13 protein-coding genes and 1 pseudogene are annotated in these 17742 nt (G+C 62.9%); 7 read left to right on the forward strand and 7 right to left on the reverse strand.

All coding sequences use genetic code 11. The annotated features are described in order from the left end of the window. Positions 1–61: 61 nt before the first annotated feature. Positions 62–853, reverse strand: coding sequence for a DeoR/GlpR family DNA-binding transcription regulator (locus AC27VQ_RS03245; RefSeq protein WP_313531939.1), 792 nt, complete (start codon positions 851–853; stop codon positions 62–64). A 263-nt stretch (positions 854–1116) separates the two neighbouring features. Between AC27VQ_RS03245 and AC27VQ_RS03250 the strand changes: the two genes are divergently transcribed. Genes AC27VQ_RS03250 through AC27VQ_RS03265 form a run of 4 tightly spaced genes read left to right on the forward strand, consistent with a single transcriptional unit; the run spans position 1117 to position 5660 of the window. Further along, positions 1117–1926, forward strand: a complete 810-nt coding sequence (locus tag AC27VQ_RS03250; protein WP_488715190.1) for an inositol monophosphatase family protein — start codon at positions 1117–1119, stop codon at positions 1924–1926. A 28-nt stretch (positions 1927–1954) separates the two neighbouring features. Further along, the gene (locus tag AC27VQ_RS03255) at positions 1955–3016 is read left to right on the forward strand and encodes an ABC transporter ATP-binding protein (RefSeq protein WP_488715191.1); all 1062 of its coding nucleotides are present in this window, start codon (positions 1955–1957) and stop codon (positions 3014–3016) included. Next, a complete protein-coding gene (locus AC27VQ_RS03260; RefSeq protein ID WP_488715192.1) occupies positions 3013–4653 on the forward strand; it encodes an ABC transporter permease in 1641 nt (546 codons plus the stop codon). The genes AC27VQ_RS03255 and AC27VQ_RS03260 overlap by 4 nt, the downstream gene beginning before the upstream one ends. Positions 4654–4682: 29 nt before the next feature. Further along, positions 4683–5660 (forward strand): extracellular solute-binding protein, encoded by a 978-nt coding sequence (locus tag AC27VQ_RS03265; RefSeq protein ID WP_488715193.1) that lies wholly within the window; start codon positions 4683–4685, stop codon positions 5658–5660. A 161-nt stretch (positions 5661–5821) separates the two neighbouring features. Here AC27VQ_RS03265 and AC27VQ_RS03270 read toward each other — a convergent pair whose 3' ends face one another. Genes AC27VQ_RS03270 through AC27VQ_RS03285 form a run of 4 tightly spaced genes read right to left on the reverse strand, consistent with a single transcriptional unit; the run spans position 5822 to position 10875 of the window. Then, entirely contained in the window at positions 5822–6724 is a 903-nt protein-coding gene (locus tag AC27VQ_RS03270) for a siderophore ABC transporter substrate-binding protein (protein WP_488715194.1), read from the reverse strand. Beyond that, positions 6721–7050, reverse strand: coding sequence for a DUF2218 domain-containing protein (locus tag AC27VQ_RS03275; protein ID WP_488715195.1), 330 nt, complete (start codon positions 7048–7050; stop codon positions 6721–6723). The genes AC27VQ_RS03270 and AC27VQ_RS03275 overlap by 4 nt, the downstream gene beginning before the upstream one ends. 58 nt (positions 7051–7108) lie before the next feature. Then, the gene (locus AC27VQ_RS03280; RefSeq protein WP_488715196.1) at positions 7109–8722 is read right to left on the reverse strand and encodes an alpha/beta hydrolase-fold protein; all 1614 of its coding nucleotides are present in this window, start codon (positions 8720–8722) and stop codon (positions 7109–7111) included. Then, positions 8716–10875, reverse strand: coding sequence for a TonB-dependent siderophore receptor (locus tag AC27VQ_RS03285; protein WP_488715197.1), 2160 nt, complete (start codon positions 10873–10875; stop codon positions 8716–8718). The genes AC27VQ_RS03280 and AC27VQ_RS03285 overlap by 7 nt, the downstream gene beginning before the upstream one ends. Positions 10876–11101: 226 nt before the next feature. On the opposite strand from AC27VQ_RS03285, the gene AC27VQ_RS03290 reads away from it, so the two are divergent. The 3 genes from AC27VQ_RS03290 to AC27VQ_RS03300 all read left to right on the forward strand — a co-directional run bounded on the left by AC27VQ_RS03290 (position 11102) and on the right by AC27VQ_RS03300 (position 14930). Then, positions 11102–11974, forward strand: a complete 873-nt coding sequence (locus AC27VQ_RS03290) for a helix-turn-helix domain-containing protein (RefSeq protein WP_488715198.1) — start codon at positions 11102–11104, stop codon at positions 11972–11974. A gap of 732 nt (positions 11975–12706) precedes the next feature. After that, on the forward strand, positions 12707–14251 hold the full coding sequence (locus tag AC27VQ_RS03295; RefSeq protein ID WP_488715254.1) for a nucleobase:cation symporter-2 family protein: 1545 nt from the start codon (positions 12707–12709) through the stop codon (positions 14249–14251). Between the two features lie 73 nt (positions 14252–14324). Continuing rightward, on the forward strand, positions 14325–14930 hold the full coding sequence (locus tag AC27VQ_RS03300; protein ID WP_488715199.1) for a nucleoside deaminase: 606 nt from the start codon (positions 14325–14327) through the stop codon (positions 14928–14930). Between the two features lie 138 nt (positions 14931–15068). On the opposite strand, the pseudogene AC27VQ_RS03305 reads toward AC27VQ_RS03300, so the two are convergent. Both AC27VQ_RS03305 and AC27VQ_RS03310 read right to left on the reverse strand, forming a co-directional pair. Next, positions 15069–15962, reverse strand: a pseudogene (locus tag AC27VQ_RS03305) (aldehyde dehydrogenase family protein); the annotation flags it as partial. A gap of 373 nt (positions 15963–16335) precedes the next feature. Further along, the gene (locus AC27VQ_RS03310) at positions 16336–17709 is read right to left on the reverse strand and encodes an aspartate aminotransferase family protein (protein ID WP_488715200.1); all 1374 of its coding nucleotides are present in this window, start codon (positions 17707–17709) and stop codon (positions 16336–16338) included. Positions 17710–17742: the final 33 nt, after the last annotated feature.

Consider the following 17742-nt stretch of genomic DNA (forward strand, 5'->3'; position numbering starts at 1 on the left):
TCTACATTTGTCAAAATAAATGTAGGTAAGCTACATTTTCTTTTTCTATGTAGCCCGTATCCTACTCGCCTGCGACCACAAGGCCGGGCACGGCCTCGGCAAGGGCTTCGAAGCCCGATTTCTGGCGGGCTTTTGCATCGGTGATGAGGTGGGCCATTTCACCGGTCTCGCAGAACACCGAGCGGCTGACGACGCCGATCTTGGAGTGATCGGCTAGGATGATCGTGCGACCGGAATGGCGCACCATGGCACGGGCGATCTCGGCGCCATGCAGAAAGTAGTTCATCGCGCCCATCGTCGCATCGACACCCCAGGGGGCGAGCAGGGCGACATCGGCGCGATAGCGCTGGATGTCGTTGATCGTCGCCTCGCCGTAGGTCTCCATCGGGTCTTGTTTTACATTTCCTGCAAGCAGAATGACGCGGGTGCCGCGGGAGAGATCGCCGGGCCGCTCCGCCAGCTGGCTCGCCACGTCGACGGAGTTGGTGAGGATGGTGAGGTTGGTGAGGCCGGTCGGACCGGCCAGCGCCTCGGCCATGGTGGACGTCGTCGCACCGGCATCCATGAAGATCGTCTGGCCGCTTTCGAGAAAGCCGAGCGCCGTGGCGCAGATCGTGCGCTTCTCCTGCTGGCGCAGCGTGATGCGCACGCCGAAGGTCGTATCCTCCCGCGCTTCCATTGGAATGGCGCCGCCGCGCACCCGTCGAAGTTCGCCGGCCACCTCCATCTCCATGAGGTCGCGGCGGATGGTTTCGCGCGACACGCCGAAATCCTCGACGATGCGGTCGATCGACACCTGGCCGTAGGCTGCAAGCAGTGACCGGATTTTTTGCTGACGCTCTTCCTGCCACATCCTGAAAGCCTCCCTAGACAAGCCTTGATACGCGATGCCTCGCTTTGCCACAAGAACCATGTGTTCTGCCGCATAAAAACTCAATTTGCCAACTAAAACACATATTGCCACATTGATGAAATGCATGTAGGAAGATTGCAGAGGCCGAAAAACGGTCCAGCCAAATCCTTCAATCAGTCGGAGAGCATCGCCGGCGCGTCACCCTGCATCCTGTGCGGGCGCGATGGCGGCTGTCCGAAAACCGGGAAAGCGTCGAAAAGAGAATGACCAGCGCCGCCCTCATCGAAGACCAGCATGTCGCCTTCGCCGTAGAACTGGCGGATGTCGCCCGCGCGGTTCTGAGCGAAAACGACATGGCGCATGTCGACGTCTCGGTGAAGCCGGACCGCAGCCTCGTCACGGCCATGGACATCCTGATCGAGGACCGTCTGCGCGAGATGATCTCCGCCCGCTATCCCACCCATGGCATCATCGGCGAGGAGCGCGATTGGCTGCGCCCCGGCAGCGACCATGTCTGGGTGCTCGATCCCATCGACGGCACGACGGCCTTCATCGCCGGTCTGCCCTATTACGGCACGCTGATCGCGCTCGCCGTCGGTGGCGTGCCGCGGCTCGGCATCATCGATATTCCCGCCATCGACTCCCGTTGGATCGGCGCCGAAGGCCGGCAGACGACGCGCAACGGCAGGGCGATCCGCGTGCGCGCCTGCCCCTCGATCGGCCAGGCGATCATGACCAACAGCAACCAGGACTATTTCGCCCCCGCCGAGCGTCCGGCGCTCGACCGGCTGCGTGCCGTCACCGGCGCGCGCTCCTATGGCGGGGCAAGCCTCAATTACGGCCTGCTTGCCGACGGGCGCACCGACCTTGCGATCGATGGCGGTCAGAAGGTTTTTGACTTCGCACCCTTCCGGCCCATCGTTGAAGGGGCGGGTGGCATCGTCACCGACTGGGCCGGCGCACCGCTGACGCTCGAAAGCTCCGGCCAGCTGCTCGGCGCGGGTGATGCGGAGGTACACCGCGCGGCGCTCGATCTCATCACGGACCTGAAGGCCGTTCCGGTCCACGCCTAAGCCTCAAAGACCAAAGAAGGGGGAACCCATGGGCATAGCGATTTCAAATCTCTCGGTGAAATACGGCGCCGAGACCGTCATTTCGGGCCTCTCCCTCGATATTCCCGAGGGTTGCTTCTTCACGCTGCTCGGTCCGTCCGGCTGCGGCAAGACCACGCTTCTGCGCACCATTGCCGGCTTTGCGCCGGCAAGCGGCGGACAGATCCGTTTCGGCGGGCGCGATGTCACCGAGCTTCCGCCGCACAAGCGCGCCATCGGCATGGTGTTCCAGGATTACGCGCTCTTTCCCGACAAGACCGTCGCCGACAACGTCGCCTATGGCCTTCGCGCCCGCGGTGAAAAGGGGCCGGGCGTCGAGCAGAAGGTGAAGGCCGCGCTGGAGCGCGTCGGCCTCGGCCATCTGCTGTCGCGCCATCCGGCAGCCCTGTCCGGCGGCCAGCGCCAGCGCGTGGCGCTCGCCCGCGCTCTCGTCATCAAGCCGGCCGTGCTCTTGATGGACGAACCGCTCTCCAATCTCGACGCGAAGCTGCGCGTGCAGATCCGCGAGACGATCATCGAATTGCAGCGCGAGGCCAACATCACCACCGTCTTCGTGACGCATGACCAGGAAGAGGCCCTTTCCATGTCCGACCTGATCGGCGTGATGAACAAGGGCAAGGTCGAGCAGCTCGGCACGTCGCAGGAGATCTATGCGACGCCGCGCACCGGCTATGTCGCCGATTTCGTCGGCGCGGCCAATCGCACCGAAGTCCCCGTCCGCCCGGTTTCGAGCGGCTTCGTTGAGGTCGAACTCGCCGGCCGTCGCCTCGTAGCGACCGACGCCCTGGACGGGCCGGCTGAGCGCGGCCTGCTCGTTCTGCGGCCGGAAGACCTGAAGATTTCCGCAGCCCCCGTTGGCGGCCGGCAATCGCTGCCCGCGACCGTTCGCGGCCGGCAATATCTGGGGTCGCGCACCAGCTACAGCGTCGAATGCGCCGGCGGCCTTCTGCTCAATGCCGAAATGCACGGCGCGGGACATGATGCCTTCCAGCCGGGCGCGTCCATCCATCTGGGCTTCGACCCCGTTGCCGCACGGGTGATCCGCTCATGAACCACTCGACTTTCCGCACGCCCTGGCCCTGGCTTTCGGCCCTCGCACTCGCCCTTCTCGGCGTCTTCGTGCTCTATCCGCTGCTCTATATCTTTACCGCGAGTTTCGTCGGCGAAGGCCGTTCGGGCTGGCTGCAGCTCATGGAGGACAGCAAGGGCCTTGCGGCAATCGGCAACACGCTGGTGCTTGCTACCGTCGTCACGCTGTTCTCCACGCTGATCGGCGTGCCGCTCGCCTATGTCTCGGCGCGCTACCGCTTCCGCGGCAAGCTGTTCATCACGCTGCTGCCGCTCATTACACTCGTCATTCCCGAAGTGGTGACGGCGCAGACCTGGCTGATGATCCTCGGCAACAACGGCGTCATCACCCGCTTCCTCAAGGGCTACGGCATTCTCATTCCGAGCTTCTACGGCTGGTTCGGTCTCATCACCTCGATGAGCTTCATCTATTACACCTATGTCTATATCGGCACGGTGGCCGCCATCGGAAAGTTCGACGCACAGCTGGAAGAGGCCGCCCAGAGCCTCGGCACCGCGCCGGCCCGCTCGCGCATGCATGTCATGCTGCCGGTCATCCGGCCGGCGATCCTCGCCTCGGCGCTGCTCGTCTTCACCATGGTCATCGGCAATTTCGCCATCTCCACCATTCTCGGCCACAATGTGCCACTGCTGTCGGTGGCGATCTACCAGGCGGCCGTCGCCGAGGGCGCAAGCAACCTCACCATGCAGAGCACGCTTGCCAGCGTCTCGGTGCTGATCGTCATGGCCGTGCTTTTCATCAACCGCCGCATCATCGCCAGGGGCCGCTATGAAGTCGTCCAGGGGAGGGGGGCCAAGCCGCAGCCGCTGAGGGGTGCGCAAGGCGTGCTCGTCAGCGGCGCGGCCGGCATCGTCGTCGCCATCTCGCTCCTGCCGCTCGTGACGATCGCCGTCGGCGCCTTCACGGTGTCGCGCGGCCCGGTCATGCGCTGGGGCGAATGGACGCTCGACAACATGGCGCGCGTCTTCATCACCGCGCCCGGCCCGCTCGTCAATTCCATCCTCTATGCCGGCATCGCCACGGTCATTTCGGTCGCTTTCTCGACGCTGGTCAGCTACCTCGTCGTCAAGAAGCCGAACCTGATGACGCCGCTGATCGACTATGTCTCGGCCATTCCGCTGGCGCTGTCGGGCACGGTGCTCGGCGTCGGCCTGCTCGCTTCCTTCAACGGCGGCTTCCTTGCGATGACCGGCACCTCGACGATCATCGTGCTCGCCTATGTCATCCGCCGCATGCCCTTCGGCATGCGCAACGGCCAGGCAATCCTGCACAATATCCCGAACTCGATCGAGGAGGCCTCGATCAGCCTCGGCTCGCCGCCGCTGCGCACCTTCCTGCGGGTCGTGCTGCCGATGATGCTGCCCGCCGTCGCCTCCGCCGCGATCCTCACCTGGACGACCACGGTCTCGGAGCTTTCGGCCTCGCTGCTCGTCTATTCCGGCGGCCGCGAGACCCTGCCGATCCAGATCTTCCGGCTGATCGATTCCGGCCTGATGGCCTATGCCTCGGCCTATGGCCTGGTGCTGGTCGCCGTCATCCTGCTGCCGGTGGTCATCGCCACCACCGTCTTCAAGGTCGATTTGTTCGCTTCAAAATGAACCCCGAAAACCAAAAGAGAGGAACTGCCATGAAGAAATTTGCCGCAACCGCGCTCGTTTTCGCCGGCCTTGCTGCCGGTGCTCAGGCGGCCGATCCGGTCATTTACACCACCAATCCGGTGCCCGCCGTCGAAGCGGTGCAGGCCGTCATCAAAGAGAAGGCTGGATTGACGACCGGTATCATCACCGGCGGCAGCGGCGTGCTGCTGCGCCGTATCGAGGCGGAAAAGGCGGCCCCGCAGGGCGACGTCTTCTGGTCGTCCTCGGCCAACACGATGGGCGCGTTCAAGGATGTGCTGGAACCCTATGCCTCGCCGGAACTTGCCGCCATGCCGGCGGACCTGCGCGTCGCCGACGACTATTTCCAGCCGGCCAATGTCCATGTCGTCACGCTGATGGTCAACACCGACCAGCTGGACGGCGCGGCCGCACCGACCGATTGGAAGGATCTCGCCGATCCCGTCTGGAAGGGCCGCATTATCCTGCCCGATCCGGCCAACAGTTCGACCGGCTACACGATCGTCTGGGGGCTTTCCAAGCTGCTTGACGCGGAAACCTACAAGGCGCTCGTTGCCAACCTCGTCGTCTCCTCCTCGTCCTCCGCGGTGCCAAAGGGCGTTGCCATGGGCGAATATGCCGCCGGCATCACGTTCGAGACGAACAGCTACAGCTATGTCGATGGCGGCCAGACGGAAATCAGCATCGTCTATCCGTCGTCCGGCACCTTCACGACGCCGGAATACTCCGCCCTCGTCAAGGGCGCACCGGCCGGCGAGGAAGCCAAGAAGGCGATCGATGCGCTGCTGTCCAAGGAATCGCAGATCGAGCTCCTGAAGGTCGCCTTCCGTCGCCCGAGCCGTACCGACATCAAAGTTTCCGACTACGTGAAACTGCCGGAACTGTCCTCGATCAAGGTCTTCAAGATCGACGAGGAGGAAGCCGCAAAGAGCCGTGACGCCTTTCTTGCCGAATGGGCCAGCCTGCCGAAGGCCGGTTCGAGCGAGTAACGAGCCTCCCGCGCGGGGAGACCGGTAGAGGTCCGCGCTTCAAAGCACCGGCTCCCAGCGATTGGGCGGCGTGCGGGCAATTCTCCTGCCCGCACGCCGTTTTAATATAGCCCTTGGCGTTTCACTGGGCACTGTCGGCCCAGAAGCACCGGCCACCGCCATCACTTCGCGGCGGCGAAAGCCTGCGTGATTGTCGCGAGAACGCGTTCAAGCGACTGGACGCCGCCCGCCGCGATGTAAAAATCCGGCGCGGGGAGATAGACGACCTGGCCCTTCTTCCATGCCGTCGTTTCAGCGACGAGCTCGTTGTCGAGTGTCACCCTGGCTGCCTGCTCGTTCGAACCGACGGCGGCCGCACGGTCGAGAACCAGCAGCCAATCGGGATTGGCCTGGCGGATGAATTCGAAGGAGACGGCTTCGCCATGCGTCGCCGTCTCGATCTCGTTGACGGCCGCCGGCAGGTCGAGCGCGGCATGCACCCAGCCGAAGCGCGAACCAGGCCCATAGGTCGAGACCTTCGGGCCGTTGGACATGACGATCAGCGCCTTGCCCTTGCCGGCAACTGCGGCTTTTGCGGCGGCGAGCCTGGCGTCGAGTTCATCGGCGACGGCCTTGGCCTCTACCTGTTTGCCGAAGAGGTCGCCGTAGGCGGCGAGGCGCTGTTTGGCCTGCTCGAAGAGGTCGTCGCCGTCAATCGTCATGTCGATGGTGGGGGCGACTTTCGCGGTCACGTCGGCCTTGGAGGCCGAGCGGCTGCCGACGATGATGAGGTCGGGGGCCAGCGCGCTCAGCGCTTCGAGGTCCGGCTCGAAGAGCGTGCCGACCGGCGCCGCTCCTGCCTTCACCGGTTCCAACTCGGGAACGTAGAGTTTGTCCGGCAGGCCGGCGAGGGGGATGCCGAGGCGGGTCAGCGTATCGATTGCGGCAACGTCAAAGACGGCCACCGTCTTGGGCACGTTATCGACCGCGACCGGCCCCCGCGCCGTTAGAACATCCATGGCGCTCGCCGGAAAGGTGGAAAGGACGATGGCAGCGACGACGGCGATGCGAGGGATATATTTCATGAATTTACCTGTTGTTTGAGAGGTGGCATGGCGGCCTTGTCCTGCCGCTGCCAGTCGAGAGCGTCGAAGGTCTCGCGAAAGGCAAAGCGCGCGAGATGCGATTCGATGATCGACTGGGTCTCGACAAGGCCAGCCTCATCGCCGGAGGTCACCAGCATGCGCAGGCCCCTTGCATCCGCGTCGAGGCTCGCCGTACCGCTGGCGAACTGACATTCACCGTGGGTGTCCGTATAGGAAACCGTGATCTTGTGGGCGAAATGCTTGCAGAGCTGCACCAGATACTTCGATCCGTTCGTGGTCTCGAGATGGGCGGCGGATTGCGGCATGGTCTTTCCTTTCAGCTTGAGAACGTCTGGCGTGTGAAGTACGGCAAAGCGCCGGCCGTTAGGGCGGGCTCCCGCCAAAAAGCGCGATCAACCCATCCGGCAGGACGCCCTGCCAGACGAGATAGTCGTGTCCGCCGGCATAATCGCGGTAGGTGACGGGAATGCCCTTGGCCCGCAGCACGTCACGCAGATGCCGGCTCGTATCGAGGATGCCGGCCGTACCGTTGGCACCGGTCTCGAACAGGCCGGCGGCGAGGAAGAATCGCAGCGGTAGCACGCCGCCTTCGGCAACCAGTCCCGCCACATACTCTTTCTGGTCTTCAGGCGTGCCGGGCGGGCTCCACCAGAAGGATCCGGACATGGACAGCACATTGCCGAAAACCTCCGGATGACGCATGGCGACCGTCGCGGAAGCGAGACCGCCATAGCTCGATCCCGCAAGCACCGTGCGGGCCGCCGAAACGGTGATTCCGGTTTCCTTGACGACGAGCGGATGAAGCTCCGTCGCCATGAAATCGGCGAAGGCGGGATTGGCCGGCAGTTCGCGTGCCCGCGCCGCCCGGTCGGGATTGGCGACGAAGACCGCGACGACAGGCGGCACCGCACCGGCTGTGATCATGTTGTCGAGCATGCGCGGCACCGGCACCCGTTCCAGATACTGGTCGGCATCGAAGACGAAGAGCAGGATCGTGTCCGTGCGCGCCGGGTCGAAGCCGGGCGGACGGTAGATCGTGATGTCGCGGCGATTGCCGAGAGCGGCACTTTCGATGGAGAGCGTTTCCAGCATGCCGGCGGGATTGCCCTTTTCCGCTATCCACCGCTGCGGCGGCGCGCCCGCGAGTTCAAGCACGCTGTCCTGACTGTAGGCGTCACGCGCCTCGGCCGGCCATGGGTGGCGGTTGAGCGGATCGGCTTTGGCCGTCGCAAGGATGGCGATGCGCCGGTCGCGCGCCGTACCCGGCACATCGGGCACGTCGAAGGCAAGCTGGTAGGAAAGCCGCGTGCCATTGGGAACGTCGAAGCTCTTGAACCAGATGTCGGAGCCGGCAAGCTGTTGCAGTTCCTCGTGATCACCGCTCGGCGCGCCGAAGAGGCGGATGTTTCGCTGCGCGCCCCGGCCGAGGAAGGTGACGATCTTGCGGCCGTCCTCGCCGTCTTCGACAAGTGGCGTGCCCTGCGCCTCGACCTTCGCCCAGAAATCATCCGTCGGGTTGCCGGCGGCGATGGCGCGGGCGACATCGGCTATCGTGGGACTGAGATAGGTCGGCGTCGGCGGCAGCTGATCTGCGTGTGCTACCAGACGATCGAGGGCCAGCGCATAGGTTCCCGGCTCCCGTCCCGTCACGACGAGCCGGTCGCCCGGCGCCTCGACCACGAACTGGAATTCGGCCATGCCGCTGATACCATCGGCAAGCCGGCGCAGATGCCGGCCGGAGGCATCCACGAGATCGAGATCGAAGCGGCCCGTGGCAACGCGCAGCTGACCCTTGACATAGGCGCCCTCGGCCGCACCAGGGTCGAAGGCCTGTTTCACCCCGGCCGCTTCGGCTGTGCTTTCCACGGCCTTTCCTACGGCAAGCGCCAGGACCTGCGGCGTCTCCGCCGCAGGTGCCGGTGTCATCGACAGGATCATGGCCACAAGACCCAGCCCGATTGTGCGCAGCCCTACCATTGCTTCTTCAGCGTCGCGACGATGCTGCGGCCTTCGCCGTAGAAGCAGGCATAGGCATTGGCGCAGGAGGAAACATAGCGCTCGTCGCCGATGTTCTTGACGTTCACCTGGAGGGAAAGCCCCTTCAGGTCGGTGCTTGTCGCGCCGAAGTCATAGGAGGCCATCGCGTCGAACAGGGTGACGGCGCCGACCTTGAACGTATTCGTGCCGTTGCCCCAGCTCGAGCCCATATAGCGCACGCCCGCGCCGACCGTCAGGCCCTCAAGCGCGCCGGTATCCACCGTATAGGTCGCCCAGAGCGCGGCCTGATGCGCCGGCACGCGCGACGGCGTCTTGCCGACGATGCTGCTGTCGACAGAGGTCTTCACGACGCTATCGATGTAGCTGTAGCCGGCGATGAGGGAGAGATTGTTGGTCACCTCGGCCCGTGCCGACAGCTCGATGCCGCGGTTGTGGATCTCGCCGATCTGCGAATAGACCGTCTTGCCGGCAACCGGGTCCCAGGCGCCATCGACCACATCGTTCTGCGTCAGGTCATAGTAGGCGGCCGTCAGCAGCAGGCCCGTTCCTTCCGGCGCATATTTCACGCCCACCTCGAACTGGTCCGCCGTCGTCGGCTTGAAGGCTGGATCGCCCGCCGGTGGCGCATAAAGGGCCGGTTCGAAGGACGTCGCATAGCTGACATAGGGCGCAACGCCGTTGTCGAAGGTGTAGAGGGCGCCGGTGCGCCAGGTGAACGCACCGTCGTCATAGGACTGGCTGGTGCCGGCGAGGAGGTCGTCGATCTCCGTCTCCGCACGATCGTAGCGGATGCCGGCGAGCAGGTTCAGATTGCCGATCTCCACCTGATCCTGAAGGTAGACGCCGGCCTGGCGGGCGGTCGTCCCGGTCAGGTCGGTGGTTGCAAGCACGATCGCGTCGTAGTCGATGGTGCCGTACTGCGGATCGGTGAGATCGAGCGTCGGAGCGGACGCCGAGCCCCACTGGTAATCGCGCTTGCGATACTGGTAATCGACGCCGGCAAGCAGAGTGTGTTCCGCCGGTCCCGTCGAGAACTTCGCCTCAAGCTGGTTGTCGATGGTGAACTGGCTCCAGTCGTCGGTGCCGCCGCGGGCACTGCGGTTGAGGATCGTGTTGTCGCCGGTCACCGGATCGGCGGAAAGCCAGCCATAAACGAGGGTGTGGTGCAGCCAGTCGGTGCGGTGGTAGCGCGCATTCTGGCGGAAGGTCAGGTTGTCGTTGATCTCGTGCTTGAACTCATAGCCGATCCAAGCCTGCTGGCGCTCGGCGCGTTCGAAATCCGGATCGGAGACGAAGAGGTCGGGCGAAATGAAGCCGAAACCGGGGATCGGTTCGACGGTGCCGGCCGCATCGAGGAAGTTGCGAAAACCGGCATCCGGCTCGTTCTGGTAACCGCCGAGCACCGTCAGTGAGGTTCCCTCATCCGGCGACCAGGTGATGGACGGCGCGACGGCGAAGGAGCTCTGCTTGGCATAGTCTTCCTGCAGGTCGCGCTTCAGGCCGGTGGCGACGATACGGTAGCCGAAGGCGTCGCCGAAGCGGTCGCTGACATCGAAGCCGCCGGAGAGATAGCCGTCCGTGCCGATGGAGATTTCGGCCTCGCGTAACGGTTCGTCCGTCGGCTTCTTGCTGACCATATTGACGATGCCGCCCGGATTGGCCTGGCCGTAGAGCACGGAGGCGGGGCCGGAGATCAACTCGACGCGTTCCAGCAAGTAAGGATCGATCTTCGCATAGGAGAGATCGCCGCCGAGGAAGAGCCCGTCGAGATATTTTGGAACATAATAGAAACCGCGCACGAACATTTCGTCGCGCAGATTGGAGGCGCCGCGATATTCGGTGACGACGCCCGGCGTGTAACGCAAGGATTCGGCGACGGACAGCGCGTTCTGGTTCTGGATCTGCTCTTTCGGAACGACGGCGATCGTCTGCGGGGTCTTGGCGACGGGCGTGTCCGTCTTGGTGCCGGTCAGGCTCTGCTTGGCGATATAGCCGTCAACGGGGCCGTCGCCTTTTTCACCCGTGCCGCCCTCGACCACGACGGCCTCCAGCGCGGTGCTGCCCGCAGCCGCGCTTTGATCCTGCGCCGCAGCCGCATTCAGCGTCAAAACGCTGGCCGCGGCCAAAAGCATGATACGACGTCGCCCCATGGACGGCGAAAGAGTGCCCCACATATCCCAAACCCACATGCCGAAGGCCGGCTCTGCGGCCGGCGATTAAACTTGATTAACGCAGTCAACTATGCCAGTAGCTGGGTTCACCTGTCGACGGCAAAGACTTTCGCTGAGGCGTCAGAAAACTTTGCACAGGCGGCAGCGGGCATTCCACGCGGGTAAGGCGATGCAAGAGGGCGGCGTCTTGAACATCAGGATCAAACCGGAGATTCCCCAGCACCTGTTCGTCGGCGCGATGGACGGGCCGGCGAGCTGCACCCCTGACGACAATCTCTACGATGTCTGGCCGAAGTTTCTCATCATGGTTCTCTTGCAGGGCCAGCAGCATTTCGTGATGGACGACAAGCATTTCCGCATCGATGCAGGCGATGCTGAAAATCCGGAACCGGTCGTGTTCATGCTGAACGTGGCCCGCGAGTGCAAGCTGCGGTTCGTCAACGAGACCGCGACGCCGCTGCGCAAGGTGATGATTTCAGCGCCGCTGCCGTGGATCGACCGCCTGATCCGCTCGCAGCCCACCAGCATGCCGAAGCTGCGCGCCTTCTTCTCGCGCCATCTCGCGACCTTCAGCTTCGCGCCCAACCGGCACCTTTCGCAGGTCGCCGAGCACATCCTGAAGCCTCCGGGCGCCATGGCGGGCGAGCTTCTGACGCTCTACCGCAACTCCCACGCCTTCGACATCATGTGCCAGGCCTGCTCGGTTCTCGTCGAAGACGACGCGACGGCCCATCAGCCGACGGCGCTTAGCCGGCGCCAGGGCGAGAAGGTGCGCGACTACATCCTTGCCCATGTCGGCGAGGACCTGACGCTCGACCGCATCGCCCGCGAAGTCGGCATCAGCACCTCCTCGATCCAACGCCATTTCAAAGAGCATTTCGGCACCAACGTCTCGGATTTCATCCGTCTCGAAAGGCTGGAGATGGCGCGGACCGCCCTGGAGCGGGACGGCATACCGATCTCTCAGGCTGCCTATCTCGCGGGCTACCGCAACCCCTCGAGCTTCACGACGGCCTTCAAGAAGGCCTATGGCGTTTCGCCGAAACATCGGCGGGCTTGAGAGCTGCTGCGTGCTCCAATCTCAAGGCCATTGTCTTGTGAAACTGCGCGTTAGAGCGCAGGGAACAAGACCACCGCCGACGGCGCGGCCATCCGAGACGATCAGCGCGAAGCCGCGCATGATCTGCATGGTGGCGGGCGCAGGTATAGGCCGGTCAACAGGAAACCCTGCTATTTTCCGCAAGGTGTTTTGCCTTTTCAGAAAAGGTCGCGTCGTCGATCCTCAGTGCCCACGCACCGATTCCTTGATTTGATTGATAAATGACGGACCAGCGAGAAGCTTTAAGCAGCCAACAAGGCCAAGCTCAGCAATCGAAGAGGACATGACATATGGCATGCCCTTGACAGTCTCCGACAATTGCATGCACTAGTCGTGAACGTGCAGGTTCAAGCCTCACGGGAAAGCCCCGCTCAACTCATGTTGATGACGATCCGGAGTTCGCACCTCCTGGAACAGGGTCCTAGCGAAACTGGCCGGAAAGCCAGTTCAACTATGGAGCTGATGGGGCATGAGGATTTTTACTCTCATCCATGACAGGTTTCGTTTCTGGTGTGCATTGAGCACTCCGGCGGCGCGGCTTTCGCGCGACGTCTATCGTCGCCTGTTCGACATCACCCCAGCATCAGCGCGGCCGGCTCGGCGTGCGCGTCTCTGCTGCGGCTGCCTTACCCGGCAACGGCTTCATCTTCAGGCCTGAGCTCAAGCTGCGGCATGGCCTTTGCCCCGATGGCCATGCCGAATTGCCTGATCGAAACGGGGCTCCATTCAAAACGAAATGCTCGCAAAGGTAGGGAGGAATTTACCTTGGCAAATGCAGAAGAGGAAAGTGCAGTCAACGCGCGCCCGGAGGATCAAAAACTCGGCATCGGCGCTAATATCGCCTATGGGCTTCAACACGTTCTGACGATGTACGGCGGTATCGTCGCCGTGCCCCTCATCGTCGGCCAAGCAGCCGGCCTCAGCTCGGCCGACGTCGGCTTGCTGGTGACGGCTTCGCTTTTTGCCGGCGGTCTGGCCACCATATTGCAGACTTTGGGATTGCCCTTCTTCGGCAGTCGTCTGCCGCTCGTGCAGGGCGTATCGTTCTCGGGTGTCGCGACAATGGTCGCAATTTCCGGCAATGGGGGAATTCCCTCCATCCTGGGCGCCGTCATCGTCGCCTCGCTGATCGGGCTTCTGATCACCCCCGTTTTCTCGCGGGTCATCCGGTTCTTCCCGCCCCTCGTCACCGGGATAGTCATCACCACGATCGGATTGACGCTGATGCCTGTCGCAGCATTCTGGGCGATGGGCGGCAACAGCCGTTCGCCCGATTTCGGCAGCACAGCGAATATCCAGCTGGCCGCCGTAACACTCGCCATCGTCCTTCTGCTGAGCAAGCTTGGAAGCGCATCGATCTCGCGTCTCTCGATCCTGCTGGCGCTGATCATCGGGACAGGCATTGCCTATGCCTTCGGCATGACGGATTTTTCGCAGGTGGCGAACGGGCCGTTCTTCGCCCTGCCGACGATCTTCCATTTCGGTTATCCCGTCTTCGAGATCGCCGCCATCATCTCGATGCTGATCGTCATCATCGTCACGCTCGTGGAGACATCGGCCGATATTCTCGCCGTCGGCGAGATCGTCGAAACGAAGGTCGACTCCCGCCGCCTCGGCGACGGTCTGCGTGCCGATATGCTGTCGAGCATCCTTGCGCCGATCTTCGGCTCGTTCACCCAAAGCGCCTTCGCGCAGAATGTCGGCCTCGTCGCCGTCACGGGTATCAAGAGCCGTTATGTGGTGGCGACCGGTGGGCTTTTCCTCGTCATCCTCGGACTTCTGCCGGTTATGGGGCGCGTCGTTGCGGCCGTACCGAGCTCCGTTCTCGGCGGCGCGGGCATCGTGCTTTTCGGCACCGTGGCGGCCAGCGGCATCCGCACGCTCTCCAAGGTCGATTACCAGAACAACATGAACCTGGTCATCGTCGCCACATCGATCGGCTTCGGCATGATCCCGATCGCGTCACCCGGCTTCTACGAACACTTCCCGGCCTGGGTCGCGACGATCTTCCATTCCGGGATCAGTTCGTCGGCGCTGATGGCGATCGCCCTTAATCTCCTGTTCAATCATGTCAAAACCGGCAATTCCGACCAGCAATCGGTCTTCGTCGCGGGGACGGAGCGAAGCATTCGCTACCAGGACATAGCCCGGCTTCATGATGGCGACTACTTCCTCAACGGCAAGCTCTTCGACTCCAAGGGCGTCGAGGTGCCGATGATCTCTGAAGCCGCCCATTGATCCACCCTACGGTCCGGTTGCAACACGACTGTTTATCCGGACCGCTATTTCCTCAAAATATAAAGGAGAAAAAATGTCGGAAGAATACGAAACCAGGCGTCTGCTCGATGCGCTTTTCAGCACGATGGAGGAAGGGGTCATTCCCACAACGCAAGCCGGCGTTGCCGCGGGCAACAAGGTTTTCGGCGCCGCTCTGCTGCGCAAATCGGACCTTTCCACTGTTCTCGTCGAAACCAACAACGAGACGGAAAATCCGCTGTGGCACGGAGAGGTTCACACCTTGAAGCGGTTTTATGAAATGCCGCAATGCGACCGGCCGGACTCGAAGGATCTCATCTTCCTGTCGACCCATGAGCCATGCTCAATGTGCCTTTCGGCGATCACCTGGGCCGGCTTCGACAATTTCTTCTACTTCTTCAGCCACGAGGATTCCCGTGATGCCTTCGCCATCCCGCACGATCTGAAGATTCTGAAAGAGGTCTTCACACTGGAACCCGGCGGCTACAACCGGACAAACGCCTTCTGGAAGGGGCAGTCGATCCATGCGTTGATCGATCGCTTGCCGGAAACCCAGCGTTCCGAACTGCGGGAACGGGCAAGCGCCATCAGTCGCCAGTATGATGATCTCTCGGCCGTTTATCAGGCGGGCAAGGACGGCAACGCTATCCCGCTTAACTGAGCTTCTTTTCTTCCCGCAGAGCGTCGTGTTGCAGGCGGTTCCATCCTCCTCTCAGGAAACGCCTGCCGGAACAGCGGCACTCCTCCTCCCAGTCGCTGTTCGGTTCTTTCGAAAAGCCTGCCGCACCTCATCCGCGGCAGGCTTTTTCTTTTCGTCACGCAACGCCGGCCCGTTGATGTGGCAGATACCGCTCTCGATGCGGGCGGCGACGGCCATGGCCCGTCGGATGTCGTGACTGTAGACGGAGGCCGGCAGGCCGTATTCCGTGTCGTTGGCGACCGCCACCGCCTCGTCCTTCACGCGGATCACCGGCTTGACAGGGCCGAAGCTCTCCTCGTCATAGAGGCGCATGCCGGGCTTCACGCCGTCGAGCACCGCCGCATCGATATCGGCATCGTCGAGCACGATCATTGGCGCCTTGCCGCCGAGTTACAGCAGGGCCGGTTTCAGGTGGCTGCTGGACAGTTCGCCGACAATGCGGCCTACCTTGGTCGAGCCGGTGAAATTAACGCGCCTGACTTCCGGCGCGGCAATTAATGCCTCGATCACGGCTGCGGCATCCTGGGGCGCATTGGTGATGACGTTGACGACGCCATCGGGGAAGCCGGCTTCGACGAAGACCTTGCCGATGGTGACATGCATGTCGAGGCAAACACCGGCCGGCTGACGGATGCTCATGGCAAGTGTGCCAGGCTTGTCGGAGGGAATGATCTCACCCTGGATCTGGATGATCATGCTGGCGGCCTCGCGCAGCGTGTTGCCCGACAACATGGTGTTTAAGCCGGCCCAGGGCACGGTGCCGCCGGTCTCCGTGATCATCAGTTCCGCAAATTCGCCAGCCTTAGCGGCCGGCAGGTCCGCTGCCCTGTTCAGGAAGGCGCGGCGTTCGCCGGAACCGTTCGACCTCAAGCTCATGGCGACGCCATGCGTGAACGTGCGCTGTATATTCCTGGCCATGGGTCTCGAAGCTGTCGCAGCGCGCTGCTCCGTCCCTGGATGATGAAGCGGCACTGACCGCCGCCGCGCTCGCACTCCCGTATGGCCGATACGGCTATCGCCGCATCTCGGCGATACTGCACCGAGCTGGCAGGATATGAGCCTCAAGCGGGTCGAGGTCGTCTGGTGGGTTTAGGGGATGAAGGGGCCGCACAACCCGAGCACGGTCGGTTGTGGTCGAACGAGAGTTCATGCATCCGGACGCAGACGGAATACCCCTTCTATTGCGCAAGACCACCATACGTTTGAAGGTTCGCGCGGCCGGTGGTCTCGGAGTTCACGTCGTCTTCGTCGGCAAGCGCGTTGACGGCGATGAGAATACGGTCCTGGGCGGATGTCATTGCAGGTATTGAAGGGACGGATGCGATGCCAATGGGGCAGCCTGGCCGCTGCCCCATTCATTCAAGTCTCAGCCGAGAACGGCTTTCACGGCACCGGCTGTTGCCTTGACGACGATATCGGCCTCCTCGCGGGTGAGGCATAGCGGCGGGGCGAAGCCGAGGATATCGCCCTGCGGCATGGCGCGGCCGATGACGCCGCGTTCGAGAAGGGCGGCGGAGACCTGCGGGCCGATTTTTTTGCCCGGATCGAAGAAAGCGCGGTCGTCCCGGTCTTCGACGAACTCGATCGCCGCCATCAGGCCATCGCCTCGTACCTCGCCGACATGTTTGTGATCGCCGACGGCCTTGGCGAGTTCGCTGCGGAAATAGGCGCCGGTGGAACCGGCATTCTCGACGAGACCGAGTTCGTCGATGAGTTCGAGATTGGCGACGCCCGCGGCGGCGCAGATTGGATGTGACGAATAGGTCCAGCCATGGCCGATCGCGCCAAGCTCATCGGAACCCTTGACAAGCACATCCCAGACCTTGTCGGAGACGATGGTGCCGGAGAGCGGCGCGTAGGCCGAGGTGAGGCCCTTGGCGATGGTGATGAGCGCCGGCTTCATGCCGTAGTGGTCCGAACCGAACATTGTGCCGAGGCGGCCGAAGCCGGTCACGACCTCGTCGGCGACGAGCAGGATGTCGTACTTGTCGAGCACCGCTTGAATCTTCTGCCAATAGCCCTTCGGCGGCGGCACGATGCCGCCGGTGCCAAGGATCGGCTCGCCGATGAAGGCGGCGACGGTTTCCGGTCCTTCGGCGAGGATCATTTCCTCCAGCTTGTCCGCGCAGTATTGCGAGAACTGCTCCTCATCCATCGAGCGATCCGGGCGGCGGAAGAAGTAGGGGGCTTCCGTATGCAGGATCGGCGCGCGCGGCAGGTCGAATGCATTGTGAAAGAGGGCGAGGCCGGTCAGCGATCCTGTCATGACGCCCGAGCCGTGATAGCCGCGCCAGCGCGAGATGATCTTCTTCTTCTCGGGACGGCCGAGGATGTTGTTGTAGTACCAGATCAGCTTGATGTTGGTCTCGTTGGCATCCGAGCCCGACAGGCCGAAATAGACACGGCTCATGCCCTCGGGCGCGCGATCGATGATCATCTTTGAGAGCGTGATAGAGGCTTCCGTGCCGTGGCCGACATAGGCGTGGTAATAGGCGAGGTTCTTCGCCTGGTTGGCGATCGCGTCCGCAATCTTCTGGCGACCGTAGCCGACATTGACACAATAGAGGCCGGCGAAGGCATCCAGGCTCGTCTTGCCGGTCGTATCCGTGATGTAAACCCCTTCGCCGCCGCCGATGACGCGGGTCGGCGTCTCGCCGCGGGCATGCATGCCCATATGGGTCGAGGGATGGAAGAAGTGGTCGCGGTCCCAGGCGGTGAGTTCGTTGTTTCCGTCGAGCATGGTTTTTCCTTTCGTATAGTGCTGGCGCCGGGG

The organism is Shinella sp. 20P9.1.1, from assembly GCF_057798995.1.